The sequence below is a fragment of the Pseudoflavonifractor sp. HCP28S3_F10 genome (assembly GCF_052065415.1).
Taxonomy (GTDB): Bacteria; Bacillota; Clostridia; order Oscillospirales; family Oscillospiraceae; genus Pseudoflavonifractor_A.
In genome coordinates, this window is sequence record NZ_JBQHUB010000045.1 from 1 (window position 1) to 21,783 (window position 21,783).

The following is a 21,783-nucleotide window of genomic DNA, read 5'->3' on the forward strand; positions in this document are numbered from 1 at the left end:
AAAGGCTCTGATTTAGCCGGACTCCTTCACCGTGACGGTGGACTTGTTTATCCGTGAAGATGGACCGGAAACTCCGTGCAAGTGGACTTTATAACCCGAAATTTACACTCAATGGGGGAAATAGCCAATTCGCTTCCCATTTTATATAAATCTTCATTAGAATCATACGCACGCCAATATAGGCTGATGTCATCGAGAGCTGCGGAATACTTCGGATAATACATCAAAAACAAAACGGCTGCAATAGCCAGAAAACAAACCGCTATTATCAGCTTTGTTTTAGATCCTTTATTCGAGCTTGAACAAATCACTTTCTCTTCCATTTCTTATTCACCTATCCTTTTGATTAAGTATATATCCCGCCGCGCTTACTGCGGCTTCGTATTCGCGCACATGGCGGGAAACAGTACCGGGATTACGGTTTAATTTATCAGCAACGGCTTTGTATGTTCCGTATTTCTGGTACAGCTTCCACATGAGTTCTTTTTCTGCCTGTGATACATAAGCCGCCATTACTTGTTACCCGCTTTGCTTGCTTCTGCCTCCAAAATCTTCTGTGCTTCTTCGGGGGTCATAGTTTTCTTACTGCGGGTTGTGGTCTTTGCGTTGCTCTGGGTCAACAGGCGGTTGTCAGTATCTGCCATAGCTTTTTCATAGGAATGTCTGATACGGTCGAGTGCTTTTACAGGCTCTGCACCGTATTTCTGCAACTTTTCATTTTCCTCTGCGATCTTCTTGAAGAAGTTGTCGGGAATAATGATAATGTCTCTGTCGAGGTCGATAGTCACGCGCATTTGTAATTCCTCCTAAAAAAGAAAAAATGTACGAATTTGGCGAAATCGCCAATTCTTCGTACAATCTATCATATATATATATATATTCTGTCAAGTATTTTGCCGAAATTTGCCGAAAATAATTATAATACAATGAAATAAATCAAAATTAAGTGAAATCAAGCTGTAATAGAAGTTATTTTATTGGAATTAGTCTTAATTCAATGAATTACGCTTGTATTTACTGAATTTCGGCAAATTTCATTGGAACGGTGACGGTGAAAACAAAAATCCACTTCGCAGGAGTTCTGCCCACACAATTCCGCCGCCACGCCCCGCGTTTTTCGTTTTCCCGAAATGGGTGCGCCCCCTTTTGTGCTATTTACAAGCTGACTATCATAATGCCCTATTTTGATTTTTATTAAAAATTTGTTATAATATTTATATAAAACAAAGTAAATAATGATGTTTTATATAAATTCTTATACATTTTGGAGGATATCCCATGAGTAAGAGTATCACGATTGATACCGTTTGGTATGAAATCATTTCTGACTATGCAGCAAGCCATTACATGACAAAGAAAGATACATTGACCATGCTACTTGATATTTCCATAGGCAGAAAAAACACTTTCAATGATTGGTATTACGACTATTGTAAAGGAGAACAGAAAAATGAAAACTAACAAAAACGATGACTTTTTTAATTACTTTATTCGTGGATTGGACAGCAAAGCGCAAGCCCAACTAAACTTGATGTATACCCATTACCGCATGATGGAAGAACTCAACCACCGCCGCGAAATGGAAGAAATGGAGTAGCGCATTACTGAAAATGTAATGAAAAGCATCAGCATCCGCATTGAAGATGAAGCAATCAAGCAACTGCGCGATATGCTAAACAATCTCGGAAATAATTAATTCAGCGGGGGGACGCAAGTCCCCCATTCCAAAAGAAAGGATTATCGGTTATGCCGAACACAGTACCAAATCAACGGATTATTGCCATTCACAGAGAACGCGCCGCGCGTGACCTCGGCGCACACGCGCTCATGCTCTATTTATACTTTGCGTCCAACGCCAACGGCTTCACACTTGCTCTATCCCCCGCCGCCATACGTTAGGCTGTTGGTATGCCGCCCTCCACTTATCGTGACCAGTTTGTAAAGCTGATTGATAAAGGCTATCTTGTGCAGCGTAAAAACAGCAATACTTTTGATTTCTATGAAACCCCACAGCGCGACACGCACACAAAAAAGAATGATACGCCGGACGGCCTTGATTTTACGGCAGACGTTCAAGATGTACCGCAAACCGTAAATGATGAAGCGGCAGAGGATATAGAAATAAATATAAATAATACAGATAATATAAATAGTGGGCTGTTGGAGAAACAAGTTTCTCCAACGCCGCAGTTCAAATTTTAAGGAGGACAAGCATTTGACCATAGATGAAATGATTGACGCATTGGAAAGTGTTCTGGGGGCGTTATATCAGCAATAGGACTATACACGCTTTCCGGAAATCTTGACGGCAGCGAAGAATATCGCCGGGGCATTGAGCTATGATTTTGCGGCAGTCATGCCGGACTATCCAGATATTCCTTTTGGAGAGTTTGAGTTTTGAAAAAGCGAAGCTATGAAGAAAATGTCTATCAATGGCTCAAAAGAAAAGGGCTTGCCGCCAAATACGACCATGCGGGAATTTACTGCATCAAGATCGACGATACCATTGTTTACATCGGCAAGAGTATGAATATGCTGAAACGCGTGGCGCAGCATTACGCAGCCATTAAAGGCCAAAAAGAGCGGAAATACCGCATCTTGGCAGAAGCATAGCGCAAAGGCCATTCCATCAATTTTGATGTGCTTTATGATGCAAAGGCGCGGAATTATTCTGACATCCAAGAGGAAATCGGACAGAAAGAGGGCGAGTACATACGGACGTACAAACCCATTCTGAACACACAGATACCCACGGCGGCAGACTGGCGGAAATTTGATGTGCATACCCTTGACGCAAGGGAAATACTAAACGACATACTATGACAGGAGCGGGAGGCGCAATACCTCCCGCTCTTTTGTTTTCTTGGCTTCTGGACGGCGTTTCCCGCTCGTTTACTGCGTCCGGGGTATCTGTGTTCCCCTCCGTGAGATAAATACCGTCAGCGCCGTTTGCGGCTCGTCCTGCACTGTGTTCTCCCGCCGCGCGTATAAAAATCACATGGACAGCAAAACGCTTCTCTGCTTTGAAATATTGATAACTTCCTCGTCCCGTAGGCTGTTCAAATAGGTCTGCGTAATTTGAATGTTTTCATGCCCCAACAGGCGGGAAATGGTATAGAGGTCTGTCCCCATTTTGATATGCTGCTGGGCGTAGAAATGGCGGCAGGTATGGGGCGAAACGCGGATGCCCTCTATTCCCGCTCCGTGGCGTTTTACAATGTGTTCAACCGCACTATTGGTCAGCTGCTTGCCGTGGTTGGAAAGAAAATAGTAATCATCCGTATTCTTCAAGGCAAAATAGTTCTCCGCCGCCGCGTCATACTTCATTAGGGCTTTCCGCAGAATGGGCGTAATCGGCACGACACGCTGTTTGTGGTTTTTGCCGTTGATGATGATAAAGTCCTCATGTATGTCCTGCTTCTGGATGCAGCACAGTTCCCAACACCGAATACCAGTTTCAAATAATGCAGTCAGCACCGCCGCGTCCCGGATTTGCAGAAAATCACAGCCTTTGCAAGACTGCATCATCCGCCGCACATCAGACGGTTGGAACGCCATGACAACGGCTTTGTCCTGCTTGCACCACTTAAAGTTTTTCTTTGTGTTAAAGCCTCCGTAGCCCTCATCATAGCAGTATTGAATGAACGCCTTTGCCACTTTGAGAAGCCCGTTAATGTAACTGCCTTTTCTGCCCTTGGAGCTCATGTAGATGGAGAATTGCCGCACCACGGACAGGGATAAATCTTCAACCTCTGTTATTCCCGCTTCTTCCTCACAAAAGCGCAAAAAGAGATTGAGATTATTCCGATAACTCCGAATTGTTTTCGGAGTAAACTTCCTAACCTCAATCTCTACGAAATACTCTCGTTTTGCAGCGCTGATTTTCATGCTTTTTCCTCCTTTTGTATGTCGCAATCAAAGGAAAAGCGTATGTCACAACGGATTTGATGTATGTCGCAACACATTCCGAAAATGTTCTAAAATCCGTTGTTTTTATCGAAAATCAACTTGTTTTCAAATGGAATAATGCAATTACTCCTGCTCCCAGTTATGGTAGACGTTCTGTACGTCATCGTTCTCCTCCAGCAGGTCGATGAGCTTCTCCATATTCTTGATGTCGCCCTCGTCGGTGAGCTGGACATAATTCTGAGGCACCATCTGTACAGAGGCCTCCAGGAAAGAATAGCCCTTCTCCTCCAGCTTGGCCAACACCTCACCGAAAGCGTCGGGATCGGTATAGACTTCGAACACATCGTCCTCAGCCTGCATATCGTCAGCACCGCAGTCCAGCGCATCCATCATCATAGTATCCTCGTCCAGATCTTCACCGTCGATGACGATGACGCCTTTCCGGTCAAAGGACCAGGACACGCATCCGGTAGCGCCCAGGCCCTTGCCGTACTTGTCCAGCAGGTGACGGACCTCAGGGGCGGTGCGCTGGCGGTTGTCGGTCAGAGCCTCCACGATAACGGCCACGCCGTTGGGGCCGTAGCCCTCGTAGACCACATTCTCAAAGCTGTCCGTGCTGCCGGCGCCCAGGGCCCGGTCAATGGTACGCTTGATGTTGTCGTTGGGCATATTGGCGGCCTTGGCCTTGGCAATGACAGTGGCCAGGCGGGAGTTGTTGGCGGGGTCGCCGCTGCCGCCCTGCTTAACCGCCACGATCATCTCACGGGCGATCTTGGTAAAGATCTGAGAGCGCTTGGCGTCGGCCGCGCCTTTGGTTTTCTGAATATTGTGCCACTTGGAGTGTCCGGACATACTATCGTTCCCTTCTCAAGATTCTATGGCTCCGCCCCCGGGGGCGATACGTAAAAAATCAACTTAAATAGTTTAGCACAGGGAATATGGCTTTGCAACCCCTAAAACGCCATTTACAGATAGGAAAAGACCTCTTTGTGCTCTTTTGTCTGCACGATCTCCAGCCCCGGGAAGCCGCTGCGCAGCCACTTCTCCAGCACAGGGCAGACCACGTTCTCCGTGGGGTAGTGTCCGGCGTCGATCAGGTTCACGCCCATTGCCTTGGCATCCAGGAACACGTTATACTTCACATCCGAGGTCACAAAGGTATCGCAGCCCATTTGGAAAGCGTCGGCCAGCATATCGCCGCAGGCGCCGCCGCCCACGGCCACCCGGCGCACCGGCCGGCGGGCATCCATATAGCGCAGGCCGTTGGCGCCCAAGGCCTCCTTCACATACCGGGCAAAGGCGGGCAGATACTCGGCGATCCCCTCCCGCATGCCCACGCGGCCGATGCCGTAGGGCCGGCCGATGGAATCGGTCCCTGCCTGGCAGAGCTGCTCGACCTGCGTCAGGCCCAGCCGCTGGGCCAGAGCATCGTTCACGCCGCCGGCCACCGCGTCCAGATTGGTGTGGGCACAGACGGCGGCGATCTTACGCTCCGTGAGCGCCAGCAGCACCCGGCCCACGGGGTCAGCGTCGGTGATACTGCGGGCAGGATGGAAGATCACCGGGTGGTGGGACACAATGAGCTCGGCGCCCAGCGCCGCCGCCTCCTCTACCACCTCCTCGGTGATGTCCAGGGCAATGAGCACCCGGCTGACCGGGCGCTCACCCCGGCCCACCAGAAATCCGGCGTTGTCAAAGTCCATCTGCATGGAAAAGGGGGCCACTCCGTCCAGATAGCGGATGATATCATTGACTGTGGTCATGCTTCCAACTCCTTCTGCATCTCGATCAGTCCCGTTCGGACCTGTTCCAGTTCATTTCGCCACGGAATATCCTCCGGGCGGGTGGAATGGCTGATCCCGGCCAGCGCCCGCTCCACCCGGCGGAGCAGGTCGGCCAGCAGCTCGCCCCGCAGCGGGTCCTGCCGCCCGCTTTCCTGCCTGCCTGCCCAGCACTCCGCCGGCGTCAGGGGGGGCATCTCCCCCGGCGCGGCCAGCATGATGGTATAGATGGTCCTCCCCTCCCGGCACAGGCGCTCCCGGATGATCCGGTAACCCGCCCGCTGAAGCCAGGAACGCAGCTCGGGCAGCGCGCTCATGGGCTGGAGGATCAGCCGCCTGTCCCCCAGCTTGGTCCAGGGCGCGGCAGCCAGAATGGCAGAGATGGTCTCTCCCCCCATACCGGCAATGGTGATATACTCCGCCTCCTCCGGCTTTATCCCGCTCAGTCCGTCACAGAGCCGGAAGGACATCCGCTCCGTGACACCGTACCGCTCCGCAGTTTTCCGGGCCCGGTCCAGCGGTCCGCGGCGGAGATCAGAGGCGACGGCCCGCGCGATCACCCCCCGCTGGATCAGGGCGGCAGGCAGATAGGCGTGGTCGGTCCCCACATCCACGAAACACACTCCGGACGGCACCAGGTCGGCCACCGTCTGAAGCCGCGGAGAGAGCTCAATAGCGCGCATATCACTCACCTCTTCTTTTTCTTTCGGATTAAAAAAGAGCGGCCAAACGCCGCTCTTTTTTGAGAACATGCTCTTTACTGCTTCGCGTTGGCGGCAATCTGCTCGTTGATGGCGTTCAGCAGGGCATCGACGTTGACGCCGTGGACCATGCAGGCCTCCTCCACAGTCTCGCCGCGGGAAGAGGGACAGCCCAGACAATGCATGCCGATGGACAGGAACAGAGGCGCGGTCTCAGGCGCGATGTCCAGGATATCGCCGATAATGGTATCTTTCGTAATCTGAACCATAATGGTAGACCTCCAAATAAAAAGTACGGTAGTAGTATATCCTATTTACCGCTCTTTTTCAACTAAAATCTCAGCCGGCCACACAAAAAGGACGCCCCGGAGGGCGTCCTTTTCAACGGTTTGTTTTTAGCGCTCCTCACGCATGCGGGCGAAGCAGTCGCTGCAGTACACGGGGCGGTCGGACTTGGGCTCGAAGGGCACACGGGCCTCGCCGCCGCAGGCGGCGCAGGTGGCGGTGAAGTACTCGCGGGGACCGCGGGAAGCGGCCTTGCGGGCGTCACGGCAAGCCTTGCAGCGCTGGGGCTCGTTCTGGAAGCCGCGCTCAGCGTAGAACTCCTGCTCACCGGCGGTGAACACGAACTCCTGGCCACACTCTTTGCATACCAAAGTCTTGTCTTCGTACATGATAATACCCTCTCTTTGACTCGTTTGCCCAGGCCCGGAATAAAACCGAAAAGTGCTGGGTCAGTGTGATAATATTTGCGCTCAGCTTTCGCTGATATCGCCGGAAAATAGATGCTGCGACAGCTTGCGTCGTATGCGCTGCACAGCGTTGTCCACCGATTTCGGGGACTGTTTTACCTCGGCGGCCATCTCCGAATAGGATAGTCCGTTCAGATAAAGCCCGAGGATCTTTGCTTCGAAACCGGATAGCTGGCCTTTCAGCACATTCATACGCTCACGCGCCTCTTCCCGGTCGATCATGGTATCCTCCGGGTTTTCCAGGCGGCGGTAATCAGTACCGCAAGTGTCATGGATGGTAAAACCGTCAAAAAAGGGGGTTTCGAAAGAGATATAGTTATTCAGCGGGATATGCTTTTCTCTGGCTGCCGCCTTGATGGCGGAGATCATCCGGTTCCGGATGCAGATCTCTGCATAGGTACGGAAAGAAGCTGCCCGTGTGGGGTCGTACTCCCGGATGGCCTTCAAAAGCCCCAGCATACCCTCCTGGATCAGGTCCTCGCTGTCTCCGCCTGCCAGAAACAGCGGACGGGCGTACTTGCGCACCACGCGGTTATAACGGAGGGCCAACTCTTCCTCCGCATCCCGGCAGCCTTCCGCAGCCATCCGGCACAGCGTTTCGTCCGACGCTTGTTCTTCTGTGAACGGGCGTGTTTCCATTCCTGATCTCCTTAAGGCATATTATACGCAGGAGCATAGCTTGTTGTCAAGTATTTCGTGCAAAATATTTATCTTACCTTGAAACAATTACAGATTTTTTATGACATCTGCCAGTTCTTCCGCATACCGGCGGGCCGCCTCATGGGTCTGTGCCTCCACCATGACGCGCAGCAATGCCTCAGTGCCGGAGGGACGGACCAGCACCCGGCCGGAGCCGTTCATCTCAGCCTCCTTGGCCGCGATGGCGTCCTTCAGTGCCTGAGCCGCCATGATCTCCTCCTTCTTCTCCTTGCTGGCCACCGGGAGATTGATAAGGACCTGAGGATAGCGCTTGCAGTCGGCCACCAGCTCAGAGGCCTTCTTTCCGGAGCGGAAGAGCACCTGAAGGAACTGGAGCGAGGTGAGCTCGCCGTCGCCGGTGGTGGCATAACGGCGGAAAATGGTGTGGCCGGACTGCTCGCCGCCGATGACGTAATCGCACTCCAGCATCTTTTCCAGCACGTTCCGGTCGCCCACAGGCGTGCAGAAGAGCTCCATTCCGTTCTCCCGGGCAAAGATATGCAGGCCCATGTTGCTCATCACAGTACCCACCATGGCATTTCCATTGAGGGCGCCCTCCGCTTTCAGCATACGGGCACAGGCAGCCATGATCTGGTCGCCGTCGATATCCTCACCGTTCTCGTCCACCGCCAGGAAACGGTCGGCGTCACCGTCATAAGCCAGACCAAGGTCATAACCGCCCGCCTTCACATGGGCCTTCAGGTCCTCCAGATGGGTAGAGCCACAGCCGTTGTTGATGTTGACACCGTCAGGCCGGGCATGAATGATGTCGGCATGGAGCTTGGGGAACCGGGCGAAGAGTCCGGGGGCCGTAGCAGAGGAAGCGCCGTTGGCGCAGTCCACAACGACACGCATCCCATCAAAATCCGCATCTACAGTTGAGACCAGGTGATCGATATACCGTCTTACCACTTCCTCGTCCATATGCACCACCCGGCCCAGATCCCCATGAGTCTTGAGGGGCACATTACAGCCGGAGAGGATGATATCCTCGATTTTATTTTCCAGCGCGTCCCGCAGCTTGTAGCCCTGGCTGTTGAAGATCTTGATGCCGTTGTGTTCAAATGGATTGTGGGAGGCGGAGATGACGATGCCCGCGTCCGCCCCGCTGTCCACGGTGAGGAAGGCTACCGCCGGAGTGGGCACCACGCCCAGATGCAGCACATCCGCGCCGGCGGAGCACAGTCCCGCCACCAGCGCGCTCTCCAGCAGATCCGAGGAGATCCGGGTATCCTTGCCAATGGCGATCCGGGGCCGGTCCGTCCCCTTCTCCTCCGCCATGACCACCGCCGCCGCCAGGCCCACCTGGTAGGCCAGGGTAGCGTCCAGTCCGGCGTTAACCACGCCGCGAATACCGTCCGTTCCAAATAGCTTGCCCATATTCATGCACCTCATTCACGATCAACAGATTTGTGAGAAAAGCCGCCGGCAAAGTCCGCCTGCCGGCCATATTCCGAAGATGAATCAAAAGGAGAGCTGCTCCAGCCCCTCGCCTGCGGCGGAGCTGGGAACAGGAAGCCCCAGATGCTCATAGGCCCGCCGGGTAACGCAGCGGCCCCGGGGCGTCCGGGTAAGGAACCCCATCTGCATCAGATAGGGCTCGTACACGTCCTCCAGCGTCACCGCCTCCTCGTTGATGGTGGCGGCCAGGGTCTCCAGTCCCACCGGGCCGCCGCCGTAATGGGAGATAATGCTGGAGAGCATCCGGCGGTCGATGGCGTCCAGGCCCAGGTAGTCCACCTCCAGAGCGGTAAGGGCCTCGTCGGCCACAGCTTTCGTGATGACGCCGCCCGCCCTGACCTGGGCGAAGTCCCGCACCCGGCGGAGCATCCGGTTGGCGATACGGGGCGTGCCCCGGCTGCGGCGGGCAATCTCCAGCGCCCCCTCCGGCTCGATGGGGACGTTCAGGATGCCGGCGCTCCGGGTGACGATAAGAGAGAGCTCCTCCGGAGTATAGAGCTCCAGCCGCAGGGTGACGCCGAACCGGTCCCGCAGCGGGGCCGAGAGCTGCCCGGCCCGGGTGGTGGCTCCGATCAGAGTGAATCTGGGCAGATCCAGCCGGATGGAGTTGGCCGACGGTCCCTTCCCGATGATGATATCAATGGCGAAATCCTCCATGGCCGGATATAAAATCTCCTCCACCGAGCGGTTGAGCCGGTGGATCTCATCCACAAAGAGGATATCGTTCTCGTTCAGATTGGTCAGCAGGGCCGCCAGGTCCCCCGGCTTCTCGATGGCAGGGCCGGAGGTAATGCGGATATTGACTCCCATCTCGTTTGCGATGATGCCGCTGAGGGTGGTCTTGCCCAGGCCGGGAGGGCCATGGAGCAGTACATGGTCCAGGGGCTCATTGCGCATTTTGGCCGCCTGGATAAAGACCTCCAGGTTGCCTTTGGCCTTGGCCTGACCGATATATTCGTTTAAAGTCTTGGGGCGCAGGGAACCCTCGTTCTCGTCCTCCCGGGTGAGGGAGGTGGTCACCAGAGGGGCCTCGGTCTCAAAACCGCCGCTGTCGGAAAAATCAATACTCAAGCCCTCACCTCCTTATCACCACTCACCGGTATCCAGGCCGAGCTCCCTGATCACCTGTACCAGGGTGTCCAGAAAGCTCTCCTCTCCGACGGTGTTCATCTTGAAAAAAGCCGCCTGGCTTCCCCCCGCGGTGATGGCCGAGAGGAACAACTCCTCTCCCCGGCCCACCAGGGTCAGGTTCATGCTCACCCGGTTCCCGCCAAACACGCTGTAGCGCTCAAAGACACGGACGGCACAGCGGACCTCGCCGCTGGAATAGTCGCTGCCATCCTCAAAGCTGGCTGATAGGCTCCCGTTCAGGACCCCGTCGGAGAGGGCCTCCAGGACCCGGTCAAAGTCTCCGGTCAACCGCCATTCCCGCTTTGCCATGTGATACCCCCTCAGTTTCTCAGCATTTTCTTCAGGGCCTGCTTGACGATCTGCTCCAGCTCCAGGTTCTCCATGTCGATACCCTTCAGGGCCTGGGCCACCTCCGCCGGGCTGTAGCCCAGCACCGCCAGGGCGGCGGAGGCCTCGCTGGACTTGTTCTGGGGGATCACGGTAACGCCGGTGCCGCCGTAGCTCTCCCCCTTGGCTGCGATCTGGCCCTTGGCCAGTTTGTCCTTGAGTTCCAGGATGATCCGCTGGGCGATCTTCTTGCCGATACCCTGGGCCACGGTGAGGGCCTTCTCATCCCCGGTGATGATGCTCATAGCCAGGCCCTCCGGTGTGGTGGCCGACAGGATGGACAACGCTGCCTTGGGGCCCACGCCGGACACGCCGATGAGCAGGCGGAAGCAGTTGAGTTCGTCCTCAGTGGCAAAGCCGTAGAGCTCAAAAAGCTCCTCCCGGACATACAGGTGGGTGAAGAGCTTTCCCTTCTGCCCCACAGTCAGGCGGGAGAGAGTCTGGTTGGTGGTGCGGCACGCGTACCCCACGCCGCCGCAGTCGATCACGGCCAGATAGGGCTCCACATGGGCCACCGTGCCGCTGACATAATAGAACATAGGCGTATCTCCTGTTTAAATCCGTTTTTCGTACCGTCCGCTGCCGGGCCGGGCCGGGTCAAAGGCACTGAGGCGGGAGTGGCTGGAACGGGCATGACACAGGGCGATGGCCACCGCGTCCGCGGCGTCGTCCGGCTTGGGGACCGCTTTCAGGTCCAGCAGACGCCGGGTCATATCCATAACCTGCCGCTTCTCCGCCTTGCCGTACCCCACCACGGCCTGCTTGACCTGGGAAGGCGAATACTCGAAGATGGGCACGCCCTCCCGCTCCGCCGCCAGAAGGATCACGCCCCTGGCCTGGGCCACGCTGATACCGGTGGTAACGTTGTTGTTGAAAAAGAGCTCCTCCACCGCCATGGCGTCTGGGCTGAAAGTACGGATCAGAGTCTCCATGTCGTCCGCGATCTGCCGCAGCCGCGCCGGCAGGGGCTGACCCGCCGGCGTGGTGATGGCGCCGCACCGGAGCAGGCGCTGCCGGCCCCCGGCGGATTCCAGCACACCGAAGCCCACGATGGCAAATCCGGGATCGATGCCCAGTATGATCATCCCGCCGCCTCCCTGCTCCCAATGATGGGTGTTCGCGCTATACGCATACATTGTTATTTTAACATATGTGTTCGAAAATGGAAAGCCGTTTTCTCATCTGCCCCGCCGGGGCAAAAAAGAGCCGGAGCATTCCCGCTGGAACACTCCGGTCCGGTCCTTTTTAACTGATTCAGGCCCTGGGATGAGCCTTGTTGTAGACGTCTTTCAGCTTCTGGCTGACGATCTGGGTATAGATCTGGGTGGAGGAGATATCCGCATGGCCCAGCATCTCCTGGATGGAGCGCAGGTCGGCGCCGTTTTCCAGCAGGTGGGCGGCAAAGGAATGCCGCAGGGTATGGGGCGTGATCTCCTTCTGGATCCCGGCCTTCTCCTGATAATGCTTGATGATCTTCCAAAATCCCTGTCGGCTCATACGCTCGCCGCTCATATTGACGAAGAGGGCCGGCTCGTCCGGATGCTCCAGCATCTGGGGCCGCACATGCTCCAGATAGTCGCTCAGCGCCCGGATGGCCGCCGGGTACAGGGGGATGATGCGTTCCTTATCCCGGCTGACGCAGCGGATGAAGCCGGCGCTCAGGTTGATATGCTCCAGATTCAGCCCGATCAGTTCGCTGACCCGGATGCCGGTGGCATAGAGCAGCTCCAGCATGGCCCGGTCCCGGCAGCCCTTGGCGTCCGATGGGTCAGGCTGTTCCAGAAAAAGTTCCACTTCCTTGCTGGTAAGGATCTGGGGGAGCTTGCGCTCCACCTTAGCGGGGGCCAGCCCCCGGGCCGGATTCCGGTCCACCCACCCCTGGCTCATCAGATAGCTGTAAAAGGACTTCAGCGAAGCAAGCGAGCGGGTCACGGTAGCCGCCGACTTTCCCTGGGAGGTCAGATACCTGATATAGGACTCCACATCTTCCTGGGCCACCTGCTCCACCGCAGTACCCTCGGTCTCCAGCCAATGCTCAAATTGACGAATGTCACGGAGATAAGAACTCATTGTGTTGGACGCGGCCTTCTTTTCCTCCGCCAGATATGTCTCATATGCCTTATAGTAGTCCATGATCCAACACCCTCTTTTTATAATCAAAGAAGTCCAAAAGGAGCAGATGCTCCCTTTGAACCGCGCAGCGATCTCCGCCGCTCAGGGCCGCTTTGCGGCCCCGCTTTGAATTTCATAGTCCGGAAGGCGCGTGATACGCGCTGGCTGGCAACGCCCGCCCATTGAAAAACAGTTTGCTGTTTTTCAACTTCTGCGACTATATCGCTCTTCATTGGTCGGCTTTTCACGGCGGCCGTACCGCCGCCGGCCGGACGGTCATACGCCCTGAAGCTGGAGCAGCTTCGCGCCTCCCGCCACCAGGGCCGGGACCGCGACGGACTCCAGAAACACACACACACACAGCGCACCGGCACACAGGCCGCAGCGCAGAAAATAGCCTCGCCCATAGGGGGAGCTTCGCCGGCCCTCGCCCAAAAACCGGGTAGCCAGATACCGGGAGGCCAGAAGGCCCTGGACACCCAGGATAAAAAGGACCGGCAGCGCCACACAGCCCGAAACGCCGAACACAAAGAATGCCAGGAGGCCCCCTGCGCCGCCGAACATCCGGACAAAGGATGCAATGGAAAACGCGAGCAAAAAGCCGCGGATGAAAAACACGATGGGGATCCCCAGAAGGCCCAGAGTCGTAAACCCCAGGACAAAAACCAGCAGCGGCCAGCGCACCGTCTCCCACACCAGTGAAAAAAGGGGCGGCGCAGACACAGTCTGCTCACCGGCAGCAGCTACGAAGCGCTCCAGGTAGAGGGCCAGGCTGTCGCTCCCCCCGCCGCCCACCCGGGCCGCCAGAGCACACCCCAGCAATCCGCCTAGAAAAAAGAACGCTGACGTTACCGCCAGCGCGGGCATCGAGCCATCCGACGGCACGCTCCACACCTTTGTGATGGTTCTACGCATGGGATGTCACCTCCGGCTTATCCTATGGAGGACAGGCCGGTTTTAGAACAAGCCCAAGTGACAACAGTGCGTCATCTTTCTTTTAATATAATCCATGCGAAACAATTTCGCAAGGGGCTTCGTCCAAAATCTCAAATTTTTGTTTATTATGACTTGGAATTATGTATCCTATATTATGTAAACTTTTTAACGATAAAGGAGCGCCGCTCGCAGCGGCGCTCCTGCTTTTTCTACATATAGTTATATACATTTTGTATACCACTATATATTGTTGTTCGCTTGTGCTCATCCTGTTTACGCTCTGTATAGCCAGCTAGTTTCTGAGCTCAATCTCCCATGCCGGCGGCGATGGCGCGGAGGGCAATGGCACACTCCAGCCGCTTCCGCTCCAACTCACAGCCCACCCGGTGGGGATGCTTTATGTCCCCGTTCACAAGCAGATTGGAAGCGCTGCAGCCGCCGGAGCAATAGAACCGGGCCCAGCAGTTCCGGCACTCTTCCCTGGTGTAGATGTTCAGCGCTGCAAACTTGTGGGAGAGCTCCATGTCAAAGGAACCGTCGTGGATGCTGCCCAGCCTGTAGTCCTCATTCCCCACAAACTGGTGGCAGGGATAGATGTCTCCCTCAGGGGTGATGGCCACATATTCGCAGCCTGCACCGCAGCCCCGCAGCCGCTTGATCACGCAGGGACCCTGGGCCAGGTCCACGTTGAAGTGGAAAAAGTTGGTCTCCGGATGGTCCTTCAGATATTCGGCCAGCTTCTCATACTCGGCCTCCAGCTCGGGCAGGTCGGCCTCCTGCAGAGCGTAGGGATCCTCCGCCTTGCCCACCACGGGCTCCACCGAGATGTTGCGTCCGATGGCGGCCAGGGCCTTCACATCCTCGGCAAAATCCTTGTGGAAGCGGGTAAAAGTACCGCGGAGGTAATAATCCTTGGTGCCCCGGCCCTCGATGAGCTTTTTGAACTTGGGGACGATCACGTCGTAGCTGCCCTTGCCGTTGACGGTGGGACGCAGATCGTCGTTGACCTCCTTGCGGCCGTCTATCGAGAGCACCGCATTGGACATCTCCCGGTTGATGTACTCGATGTTCTCATCGTCCAGCAGCACGCCGTTGGTGGTAATTGTAAAGCGGAAACACTTGCCCTTCTCCTTCTCAATGGAGCGGGCATACTCCACGGTCTTCTTCACGGTGTCCATGGCCATGAGGGGTTCGCCGCCGAAGAAGTCCACCTCGATGTTGCGGCGGGGGCCGGATTTCTCCACCACGAAATCGATGGCCTTTTTGGCGGTCTCAAAGTCCATGGTCATGCGGTGCCCAGTACCAAAGTCGCCGGTGGAGGCAAAGCAGTACTTGCACCGCAGGTTGCAGTCGTGGGACACGTGGAGGCACAGGGCCTTTACCAGCGCGGACTGCTGCATGGAGGCGGCTTTCTCCCGGTCGATGTAGTCGTCCTCCTCAAATAGGAGCCCCTGGGCAGCCAGGCTCCGCAGCTCCTGCCAGGCCTCCTCCAGGGCGTCGGCGCCATACTGGGGCAGCTTGTCCATGATCTCCCGGGGACAGTGTTCCGCCATGGGAGGCGTCACCTGCTCCAGCAGATGATAGGTCAGCTCGTCCAGCACATGGACGGCGCCGCTGTTCACGTCCACCGCGATATTTACACCAAGGGCTTGAAAGGTATGTACCATGTTTTCGTTCCTCCAAATCAATTTGAGCGTCCCGGATCGCGGGAACGTGGGGCAAAACGCCATGGCATGGAAAAAGGGTGGGGAGCCCCCACCCTTTCAACCATTCCGGACTCTTACTTGTTGTTCTCGCACTTCTGGTTGGCAACGGTGCAAGAGGTCTTACAGGCGGACTGGCAAGAGGTCTGGCACTCGCCGCAGCCGCCGTGAGCAGCGCTGTTCTTCAGAGTAGCGCCGTTGAGCGTCTTGATATGCTTCATGTTCTTTTCCCTCCCATTAGTATAGGATATCAATGGAAGTATACCATAGCCGTCTTTAAATTTCAATCATTTTCGCCGCTTTTTCTTGGGCCTGGCCGTCCGTCCCAGAAGCCCTGCCGCCACGCCGCCGCACAGGCAGCCGCCCAATAAGGTCAGTCCGCCCGTTTCCTGAGGCGAGGCACGAAAGGCCAGCGTCCCTATCGTCAATAGCAACAGGAACAGCACCGCACCGGCGGCCAATCCCACCACCAGTGCCCGGGCCCCGCAGCGCCGTACTGCCAGCAGCCCTCCGGCAAAGGCGCCCAGCACACAGGCCGCTGTGGTGATCTGTCCTGTTATTTTTTCGCTGAGCGTCCCAGCAGAGACCATCACCGAGGCCAGCAGCAGCGCCGCCAGGCAGACCGCGAAAGCCACCGCGCCGCCCAGCAGGATCCCGACACCGTAGCGCACCAGTCTGGCCCCCTGGTCCTCTTCCTTTTTGGCCATGCATATCCCTCCTTCCTGCTGGAATCCTATGCCGGAGAGGGCGGGGACATGTCGGCCGGACAGGAAGATACAAAAAGCGCCCGGCATGACGCCGGGCGCTCTCTCTTGCCATTTTGGGTTACTTCTGGTTCTCTTCGGTCTGCTTGCCCTTGCTGGAAACCGCCCACTTGGCGAACTCGACGCGGACGCGGTCGGCGCCGGTCTCGATCACAATGGTCTCCTCCTTGACGGCACAGATAGTGCCCACGATACCGCCGATGGTGGTGATCACATCCCCCACCGCCAGCTCGGAGCGCATCTTGGCCATCTCTTTCTTCCGCTTGTTCTCGGGGCGGATGAGCATGAAATAGAAAATGGCGATCAGCAAAACAAAGGGCAGCACCATGGAGAGGATATCCGTGGTTCCGCCGGCGGTCAGGACCGCATTGGTAACACCTGTCAGCAAATTGATCTCCTCCAACGTTGAAATTGCAAATATCTAATGATTTGCATGTAAAAGATATTATAAGGCAGCCCAGATCATTTGACAAGCCCTTTTGTCAATTTTCCCCGTTCTACAGCCTCCTGCCAAGCCGCTCGGAGTACTCCGCGCGGAAAGCCCCGAAAGTGCCGGCGTCCAGTTCTTCCCGGATACGCGCCATCAGGCTGTTGTAGAAATACAGGTTATGGAGCACCGCCAGGCGCATGGCCAGCATCTCTCCCGCCGTGAACAGATGGCGGAGATAGGCCCGGGAAAAATGCCGGCAGGCCGGGCAGGAGCAGGCCTCGTCGATGGGGCGGTCGTCCAGCTTGTACTTCTCATTCTTGATATTGATGGCCCCGTCCCAGGTGTAGAGCTTTCCGTGTCGGGCGTTGCGGGCGGGCATGACACAGTCAAAGAAGTCCACGCCCCGGGCCACCGCCTCGATGATATTGGAGGGCGTACCCACCCCCATGAGGTAGCGGGGCTTGTCCGCAGGCATGTGTGGCTCCACCGCATCGATGATGTCGTACATGACCTGGGTGGGCTCGCCCACCGCCAGGCCGCCGATGGCGTAGCCGTCGCAGTCGATCTTTGCGGTCTCCTTCATATGCCAGACCCGCAGGTCCGGATAGGTGGCGCCCTGGTTGATGCCGAAGAGCATCTGCTGCGGGTTCACCGTATCAGGCAGGGAATTGAGCCTGTCATGCTCCGCCTTGCAGCGGATGAGCCACCGGAGGGTCCGCTCGCAGGATGCCTTGGCGTAGTCGTACTCCGCCGGGTTCTCCACACACTCGTCAAAGGCCATGGCGATGTCGCTGCCCAGGTTGGACTGGATACGCATGGACTCCTCCGGCCCCATAAAGATGCGCCGGCCGTCGATGTGGGAGGCGAAGGTGACCCCCTCCTCCCTGATCTTCCGCAGTCCGGAGAGGGAGAAAACCTGGAACCCGCCGGAGTCGGTCAGGATGGGACCGTCCCAGTCCATGAACCGGTGCAGGCCGCCCATCTGCCGCACCACATCGTCTCCGGGCCGCAGGTGCAGATGATAGGTGTTGGACAGCTCCACCTGACAGCCGATCTCCTTCAGGTCATGGGCCGACACCGCGCCCTTGATGGCGCCCTGAGTACCTACATTCATAAAAACAGGGGTCTGCACCGTTCCGTGGGCGCACCGGAACACGCCCCGCCGGGCGCGTCCCTCTGTTTTGATCACTTCAAACACAATAAAACTCCCTTGCCGTCGTCTTCCCCTTCAGATCCCGTCCAAACAGCGGATGGATAGGGTCTTTTATTGTATCATAGTTTCCGTGACCGCGCAATATTTCCATAATCCGCCTTCATCTCCAAGATTGAGATTGACAGGTCGTTCCAGTCAATTTTATAATAGATCGAACGTTTTTTAAAAACCATTCGTTTGGGAGGCAGCTTATGACCTCGGGTGCCATTCTTCTCACCGCCGGTCCCATTTTGGGCGGCCCTTCCTTTGATCCTTTGGAATCTCTGGGGTTCTGCTCCGCTATTCAGCGTCTGGTGCGTACCCTGCAGAACTGCGGAGTACGCCACATTCTTCTCTCCTCCACCTCCGGCAAGCGGGCGGAGCTGGAAAAGCACATGGCCCGATGGGGCGTGCTCTGCCAGGCGGTACCCGGTGGTGCATCTCTCTCCGCTTCTCTCCGGTTTGGACTGTCCTCCATGGCACATACATGCGACCGTCTGCTTGTTCTGGCGGCGGATATCCCCTTTCTCGCCCCCTCCACGGTACAGGCCCTGCTGGGCAGCGATGCCCTCCTCTGCCGCCCTCTGGTGGACGGTGCGCCTGGAGGGATCTTCTCCGTTGACCGGCGCCTGTTTCCCACACTCATGGCAGAAGAGGACCTGCCCTCTCCAGACGCGGTTTCCCGTGCCTGCGGTCTCTCTTTTACGGATATCCCCGTCGCCGACCCGGGTGCTCTGCCCGATGCACGGGCGAAAGGATTATTTCCCGCCCTTCTGGCCCGCAGCTCCCGGGATGCATCCCATGTGTCCCTCAAGCTCCGGCTCTGCCGGGACAGGCCCTTCTTCGGTCCGGGCACCGCGCAGCTGCTGAGTCTCATTGAGTCCACCGGCTCCATTCGGGACGCCTGTCAGCAGATGGGGCTCTCATACAGCAAGGGCCGCCATATGATTGCGGTCATGGAGGAGGAACTGGGCATCCCCATCGTCCTTCGCCAGCAAGGCGGGCACAACGGCGGCGCGGCCAGTCTCACCGAGGAGGGCAAAATGCTCATCCTCCGGTTCGAGCAGCTGGAGAGCCGCTGCCAAGCACTGGTACAGCAGGCCTACCGTGAGATTTTCCCGGAGCTTTGATCCTCCGGCTATCCTTGCGCTTACATTTTAATATTGGGAGATCTCCCCCGCTCCGCCGCCGTCCAGGAGGCGGAGGACAGGAACCAGACCGTTCTGGAAGCCCTGCCCTCCTCCCCCATGGCGGGGGCCTATCGTGTCCTTGCGGACCGTATCCTGGAGGTATGCGGCTATGAGTGAAGGACTTTCCTACTTTATCCCCCATCACGGCCGCCCCAAGATCAGCTTACGCATTCCGGAGAGCCACAGCCTTCATGTCTGTCCGGCGGCCTGCGGGCGGCGCAGCGGGATCCGAGCCATACGCAACGGCACCAAGGAGCACGTCTCCTTTCTCTATGTCACAGAGGCCGATATAAGCTCCGGAGGGTATGAGGCCATGATCGGAGACGCCGTGGAGGAACTGCTGGAGCTGCTCTCCCCCCGTCCCCGCGCGTTTCAGCTCTATGTGAACTGCATCGACGATTTTTGGGGCACCGACGAAAATGCTCTGGCAGCGGCGCTCAGTGAGCGCTTCCCCGGTGTGGGTTTCGCGGTGTTCCACATCGACCCGGTCACCTCCGATGACGCCATCCCGCCCGGGATGCGCCAGCAGGAGCGGCTCTACTCCTTTTTGCGTCCAGGGCCCCATGACACAGGCGTTAACCTGATCGGCGCCTTTGTCCCACCCGACCCCGACTGCGAGCTCTACTCCTTCCTGCGGGAATGCGGCGCGTTCGAGGTACGGGAGCTCACCTCCTGCCCGGATTTCGAGCATTATCAGCGCATGGCTGCCAGCCGTCTCAATCTGGTCCTGATGCAGATGGGACAGTACGCCGCAAAGCGGATGGAAGCCCATCTCGGCATTCCATGGCTCTTTCTGCCCGCCACCTACGATCTGGAACAGATCGACGCCAATTACCAGTCTATCGCCAACGTGCTGGGCCAGCCCTGCCCCGACCTGCGCCCCTACCGTCAGGCCGCCCAGCGTGCCGTTTCCGGTGCGCTGGAATGCGTGGGAGACCTGCCTGTGGTAGTGGACTCCTCGGCCACCATGCAGCCCTTTGCGCTGGCCGCCGCGCTGCACCGCTATGGATTCCATGTGGCGGCGGTCTACGCGGCCCACTGGAAGGAGAGCGACCGCGCCGACCGGCTCTGGCTGGAGGCCAACTGCCCCTCCGTCCGCATCCTCTGCAGTGAGCGTTACCAGGACATCACAGACTGCGGCCTTTCCCGAAAGGTCCTGGCCATCGGATACGACAGCGCCTATCTGCTTCGCTCCCGTCATTTCGTGGACATCCAGCGGGACGAGGGCCTGTTTGGATACTACGGCCTCATCCGCCTGATGGAACGCATGGGAGACGCCGCGCTCCGCAGTACCGCCTGGAGGTAAGTCCATGAAACAGCTTTCGATCTATCTGCCGCCCTTCGCAGGGGATTACTCCGGCGCCTGCTCTGCTCTCTTCGACTTCAATTGTCTCATACTCATCCAGGACGCGGCCTGCTGCACCCGCAACTATGTGGACTACGACGAGCCCCGCTGGGACCGGACCAAGCGTACCACTCTTTGCGCCCAGCTGCGGACCATGGACGCTGTTCTGGGCCGTGATGACAAGCTGATCTCCAAGGCCGTTCAGGCCGCCGGTGAGCTCCATCCGGATTTCATCGCTCTGATGGGAGGCCCCGTACCCGCCGTCATCGGCACAGACTTTCCGGGCATTGCCCGGGAAGTGGAGGCACAGACCGGAATTCCCGCACTGGGGCTTCCCACCACCGGTTTTTCCTCTTACACCTCCGGGATCGAGCTGGTCCTTTCGGCGCTCATTGACCGGTTCACCGCCCCGCCCTCTGACAAGGTCCCGGACGGCGTCAATGTGCTGGGCCTGACACCGCTGGACTTCGGCAATACCGGAAACGACCGTGCCATCCGGCAGGCGCTGGAAGAGCGGGGATTCGGCGTGGTCTGCTCCTTTTCCATGGGTGTCGGTCTGGAGGAGGTCCGCCGGGCCGCCTCTGCCCAGGTCAATCTGGTAGTCAGCCGCAGCGGTCTGCGGGCCGCGCTGGAGATGGAACGCCGCTTTTCCATTCCATGGGTGGCGGGCGTTCCCATCGGAACCCTTGGCGCGGATCGTCTGGCCGCCCTGCTGCGCGCCTCCATACTGGACGGCCGCAGCTGGAGCTTTTCCGTGGCCTCGGACGCCCCCTCTGATATCCCTCCTCTCCTTCTGATCGGTGACCAGGTGGCCGCAAACTCCCTGCGTGCGTCGCTGCTTCTCAACGGAGACCGCCGCCCTCTGGCCGTGGCCAGCTTTTTTGGCCTCGCACCCCAGCTGGCTTTGCCCGGTGATCTGGCGCTGGAAAGCGAGGCCCATCTTCTCCGTCTTTTGAAAAAGGGGGCCTTTTCAGGTATGATCGCCGATCCCCTCATCACCCACCTTCCGCCGGTCCGTTGGCGCTGGTGGACCTCTTTCCCCCATCCGGCCGTCTCCAGCAATCTCTACTGGGACAAAGTTCCTCTCATAATGGGAGACACCATGGACCGGACGCTCCGGCGCTGGGCTGCGGAGCGTCCCTGACCCTTTTCTGAAAGAACTCCCCCGGACACGGAAAATGAACTGCACCCCATTTGTTAGACAGTATGATATACTATCTAACAAGTGGGGTGTTTACTATGCCAAAAGGGATCCCAAACAAACGATATATGCCAGAATTTAAGAAACTG

General features: G+C 57.2%; 30 protein-coding genes. 8 read left to right on the plus strand and 22 right to left on the minus strand.

Annotated elements, in window-relative coordinates; all coding sequences use genetic code 11:
* Window positions 1–47: 47 nt before the first annotated feature.
* Genes ACTNBZ_RS13565 through ACTNBZ_RS13575 form a run of 3 tightly spaced genes read right to left on the minus strand, consistent with a single transcriptional unit; the run spans window position 48 to window position 794 of the window.
* Complete coding sequence (locus tag ACTNBZ_RS13565) at window positions 48–323, minus strand: hypothetical protein (protein ID WP_441210701.1); 276 nt, start codon at window positions 321–323, stop codon at window positions 48–50.
* A gap of 7 nt (window positions 324–330) precedes the next feature.
* The gene (locus tag ACTNBZ_RS13570; RefSeq protein ID WP_441210703.1) at window positions 331–513 is read right to left on the minus strand and encodes a helix-turn-helix domain-containing protein; all 183 of its coding nucleotides are present in this window, start codon (window positions 511–513) and stop codon (window positions 331–333) included.
* The gene (locus tag ACTNBZ_RS13575; protein WP_441210705.1) at window positions 513–794 is read right to left on the minus strand and encodes a hypothetical protein; all 282 of its coding nucleotides are present in this window, start codon (window positions 792–794) and stop codon (window positions 513–515) included. The genes ACTNBZ_RS13570 and ACTNBZ_RS13575 overlap by 1 nt, the downstream gene beginning before the upstream one ends.
* Before the next feature lie 484 nt (window positions 795–1,278).
* Here ACTNBZ_RS13575 and ACTNBZ_RS13580 point away from each other — a divergent pair, with 484 nt between their 5' ends.
* The 4 genes from ACTNBZ_RS13580 (at window position 1,279) to ACTNBZ_RS13595 (ending at window position 2,613) form a co-directional block, all read left to right on the plus strand.
* Complete coding sequence (locus tag ACTNBZ_RS13580; protein ID WP_441210707.1) at window positions 1,279–1,461, plus strand: hypothetical protein; 183 nt, start codon at window positions 1,279–1,281, stop codon at window positions 1,459–1,461.
* On the plus strand, window positions 1,451–1,597 hold the full coding sequence (locus ACTNBZ_RS13585; RefSeq protein ID WP_441210709.1) for a hypothetical protein: 147 nt from the start codon (window positions 1,451–1,453) through the stop codon (window positions 1,595–1,597). The genes ACTNBZ_RS13580 and ACTNBZ_RS13585 overlap by 11 nt, the downstream gene beginning before the upstream one ends.
* Before the next feature lie 311 nt (window positions 1,598–1,908).
* Window positions 1,909–2,202: a hypothetical protein gene (locus tag ACTNBZ_RS13590; RefSeq protein ID WP_441210711.1), complete on the plus strand. Its 294-nt coding sequence runs from the start codon at window positions 1,909–1,911 to the stop codon at window positions 2,200–2,202.
* Between the two features lie 195 nt (window positions 2,203–2,397).
* Window positions 2,398–2,613, plus strand: coding sequence for a hypothetical protein (locus ACTNBZ_RS13595; RefSeq protein WP_441210712.1), 216 nt, complete (start codon window positions 2,398–2,400; stop codon window positions 2,611–2,613).
* Window positions 2,614–2,994: 381 nt separating this feature from the next.
* Here the strand turns inward: ACTNBZ_RS13595 and ACTNBZ_RS13600 are convergent, their stop codons facing one another.
* The 19 genes from ACTNBZ_RS13600 to tgt all read right to left on the minus strand — a co-directional run bounded on the left by ACTNBZ_RS13600 (window position 2,995) and on the right by tgt (window position 17,964).
* Window positions 2,995–3,888, minus strand: coding sequence for a tyrosine-type recombinase/integrase (locus ACTNBZ_RS13600; RefSeq protein ID WP_441210714.1), 894 nt, complete (start codon window positions 3,886–3,888; stop codon window positions 2,995–2,997).
* Between the two features lie 144 nt (window positions 3,889–4,032).
* Window positions 4,033–4,761, minus strand: coding sequence for a YebC/PmpR family DNA-binding transcriptional regulator (locus tag ACTNBZ_RS13605; RefSeq protein ID WP_441210715.1), 729 nt, complete (start codon window positions 4,759–4,761; stop codon window positions 4,033–4,035).
* A 113-nt stretch (window positions 4,762–4,874) separates the two neighbouring features.
* Window positions 4,875–5,672: a Nif3-like dinuclear metal center hexameric protein gene (locus ACTNBZ_RS13610; protein WP_441210717.1), complete on the minus strand. Its 798-nt coding sequence runs from the start codon at window positions 5,670–5,672 to the stop codon at window positions 4,875–4,877.
* Window positions 5,669–6,373 (minus strand): tRNA (adenine(22)-N(1))-methyltransferase, encoded by a 705-nt coding sequence (locus ACTNBZ_RS13615; protein WP_441210719.1) that lies wholly within the window; start codon window positions 6,371–6,373, stop codon window positions 5,669–5,671. Before ACTNBZ_RS13615 ends, ACTNBZ_RS13610 begins: the two co-directional genes overlap by 4 nt.
* Window positions 6,374–6,447: 74 nt before the next feature.
* On the minus strand, window positions 6,448–6,660 hold the full coding sequence (locus tag ACTNBZ_RS13620) for a DUF1858 domain-containing protein (RefSeq protein WP_441210721.1): 213 nt from the start codon (window positions 6,658–6,660) through the stop codon (window positions 6,448–6,450).
* A gap of 126 nt (window positions 6,661–6,786) precedes the next feature.
* Window positions 6,787–7,065 (minus strand): zinc-ribbon domain containing protein, encoded by a 279-nt coding sequence (locus ACTNBZ_RS13625; RefSeq protein ID WP_441210723.1) that lies wholly within the window; start codon window positions 7,063–7,065, stop codon window positions 6,787–6,789.
* A gap of 81 nt (window positions 7,066–7,146) precedes the next feature.
* Window positions 7,147–7,782, minus strand: a complete 636-nt coding sequence (locus tag ACTNBZ_RS13630; RefSeq protein WP_441210725.1) for a sigma-70 family RNA polymerase sigma factor — start codon at window positions 7,780–7,782, stop codon at window positions 7,147–7,149.
* Between the two features lie 87 nt (window positions 7,783–7,869).
* Complete coding sequence (gene glmM / locus ACTNBZ_RS13635; RefSeq protein WP_441210727.1) at window positions 7,870–9,222, minus strand: phosphoglucosamine mutase; 1,353 nt, start codon at window positions 9,220–9,222, stop codon at window positions 7,870–7,872.
* Between the two features lie 84 nt (window positions 9,223–9,306).
* Window positions 9,307–10,374, minus strand: coding sequence for a Holliday junction branch migration DNA helicase RuvB (gene ruvB / locus ACTNBZ_RS13640; protein ID WP_441210729.1), 1,068 nt, complete (start codon window positions 10,372–10,374; stop codon window positions 9,307–9,309).
* 15 nt (window positions 10,375–10,389) lie between these two features.
* A complete protein-coding gene (locus ACTNBZ_RS13645; protein WP_441210731.1) occupies window positions 10,390–10,743 on the minus strand; it encodes a DUF6054 family protein in 354 nt (117 codons plus the stop codon).
* Window positions 10,744–10,754: 11 nt separating this feature from the next.
* Window positions 10,755–11,360, minus strand: coding sequence for a Holliday junction branch migration protein RuvA (gene ruvA, locus ACTNBZ_RS13650; RefSeq protein ID WP_441210733.1), 606 nt, complete (start codon window positions 11,358–11,360; stop codon window positions 10,755–10,757).
* A 15-nt stretch (window positions 11,361–11,375) separates the two neighbouring features.
* Complete coding sequence (gene ruvC / locus ACTNBZ_RS13655; RefSeq protein ID WP_441210735.1) at window positions 11,376–11,906, minus strand: crossover junction endodeoxyribonuclease RuvC; 531 nt, start codon at window positions 11,904–11,906, stop codon at window positions 11,376–11,378.
* 169 nt (window positions 11,907–12,075) lie between these two features.
* Window positions 12,076–12,954, minus strand: coding sequence for a site-specific tyrosine recombinase XerD (gene xerD / locus ACTNBZ_RS13660; RefSeq protein ID WP_441210737.1), 879 nt, complete (start codon window positions 12,952–12,954; stop codon window positions 12,076–12,078).
* Between the two features lie 255 nt (window positions 12,955–13,209).
* Window positions 13,210–13,848: a stage II sporulation protein M gene (locus ACTNBZ_RS13665; protein ID WP_441210739.1), complete on the minus strand. Its 639-nt coding sequence runs from the start codon at window positions 13,846–13,848 to the stop codon at window positions 13,210–13,212.
* Between the two features lie 326 nt (window positions 13,849–14,174).
* Window positions 14,175–15,536, minus strand: coding sequence for a thioether cross-link-forming SCIFF peptide maturase (gene scfB, locus ACTNBZ_RS13670; RefSeq protein ID WP_441210741.1), 1,362 nt, complete (start codon window positions 15,534–15,536; stop codon window positions 14,175–14,177).
* A 113-nt stretch (window positions 15,537–15,649) separates the two neighbouring features.
* Entirely contained in the window at window positions 15,650–15,793 is a 144-nt protein-coding gene (gene scfA, locus ACTNBZ_RS13675; protein ID WP_101693063.1) for a six-cysteine ranthipeptide SCIFF, read from the minus strand.
* Window positions 15,794–15,859: 66 nt separating this feature from the next.
* Complete coding sequence (locus tag ACTNBZ_RS13680; RefSeq protein WP_441210744.1) at window positions 15,860–16,279, minus strand: TIGR04086 family membrane protein; 420 nt, start codon at window positions 16,277–16,279, stop codon at window positions 15,860–15,862.
* Between the two features lie 118 nt (window positions 16,280–16,397).
* Window positions 16,398–16,724, minus strand: coding sequence for a preprotein translocase subunit YajC (gene yajC / locus ACTNBZ_RS13685; RefSeq protein WP_441210746.1), 327 nt, complete (start codon window positions 16,722–16,724; stop codon window positions 16,398–16,400).
* Between the two features lie 109 nt (window positions 16,725–16,833).
* The gene (tgt, locus tag ACTNBZ_RS13690) at window positions 16,834–17,964 is read right to left on the minus strand and encodes a tRNA guanosine(34) transglycosylase Tgt (protein WP_441210748.1); all 1,131 of its coding nucleotides are present in this window, start codon (window positions 17,962–17,964) and stop codon (window positions 16,834–16,836) included.
* Between the two features lie 206 nt (window positions 17,965–18,170).
* Between tgt and ACTNBZ_RS13695 the strand changes: the two genes are divergently transcribed.
* The 4 genes from ACTNBZ_RS13695 to ACTNBZ_RS13710 are packed head-to-tail and all read left to right on the plus strand — an operon-like array spanning window position 18,171 to window position 21,637.
* Window positions 18,171–19,088, plus strand: a complete 918-nt coding sequence (locus ACTNBZ_RS13695) for an NTP transferase domain-containing protein (RefSeq protein WP_441210750.1) — start codon at window positions 18,171–18,173, stop codon at window positions 19,086–19,088.
* Between the two features lie 33 nt (window positions 19,089–19,121).
* Complete coding sequence (locus ACTNBZ_RS13700) at window positions 19,122–19,265, plus strand: hypothetical protein (protein WP_441210752.1); 144 nt, start codon at window positions 19,122–19,124, stop codon at window positions 19,263–19,265.
* Window positions 19,258–20,454 carry a nitrogenase component 1 gene (locus ACTNBZ_RS13705; protein WP_441210754.1) on the plus strand — a complete coding sequence of 399 codons (1,197 nt, stop codon included), beginning with the start codon at window positions 19,258–19,260 and terminating at the stop codon, window positions 20,452–20,454. Before ACTNBZ_RS13700 ends, ACTNBZ_RS13705 begins: the two co-directional genes overlap by 8 nt.
* A gap of 4 nt (window positions 20,455–20,458) precedes the next feature.
* On the plus strand, window positions 20,459–21,637 hold the full coding sequence (locus tag ACTNBZ_RS13710; RefSeq protein ID WP_441210756.1) for a nitrogenase component 1: 1,179 nt from the start codon (window positions 20,459–20,461) through the stop codon (window positions 21,635–21,637).
* The last annotated feature ends 146 nt before the right edge of the window (window positions 21,638–21,783 follow it).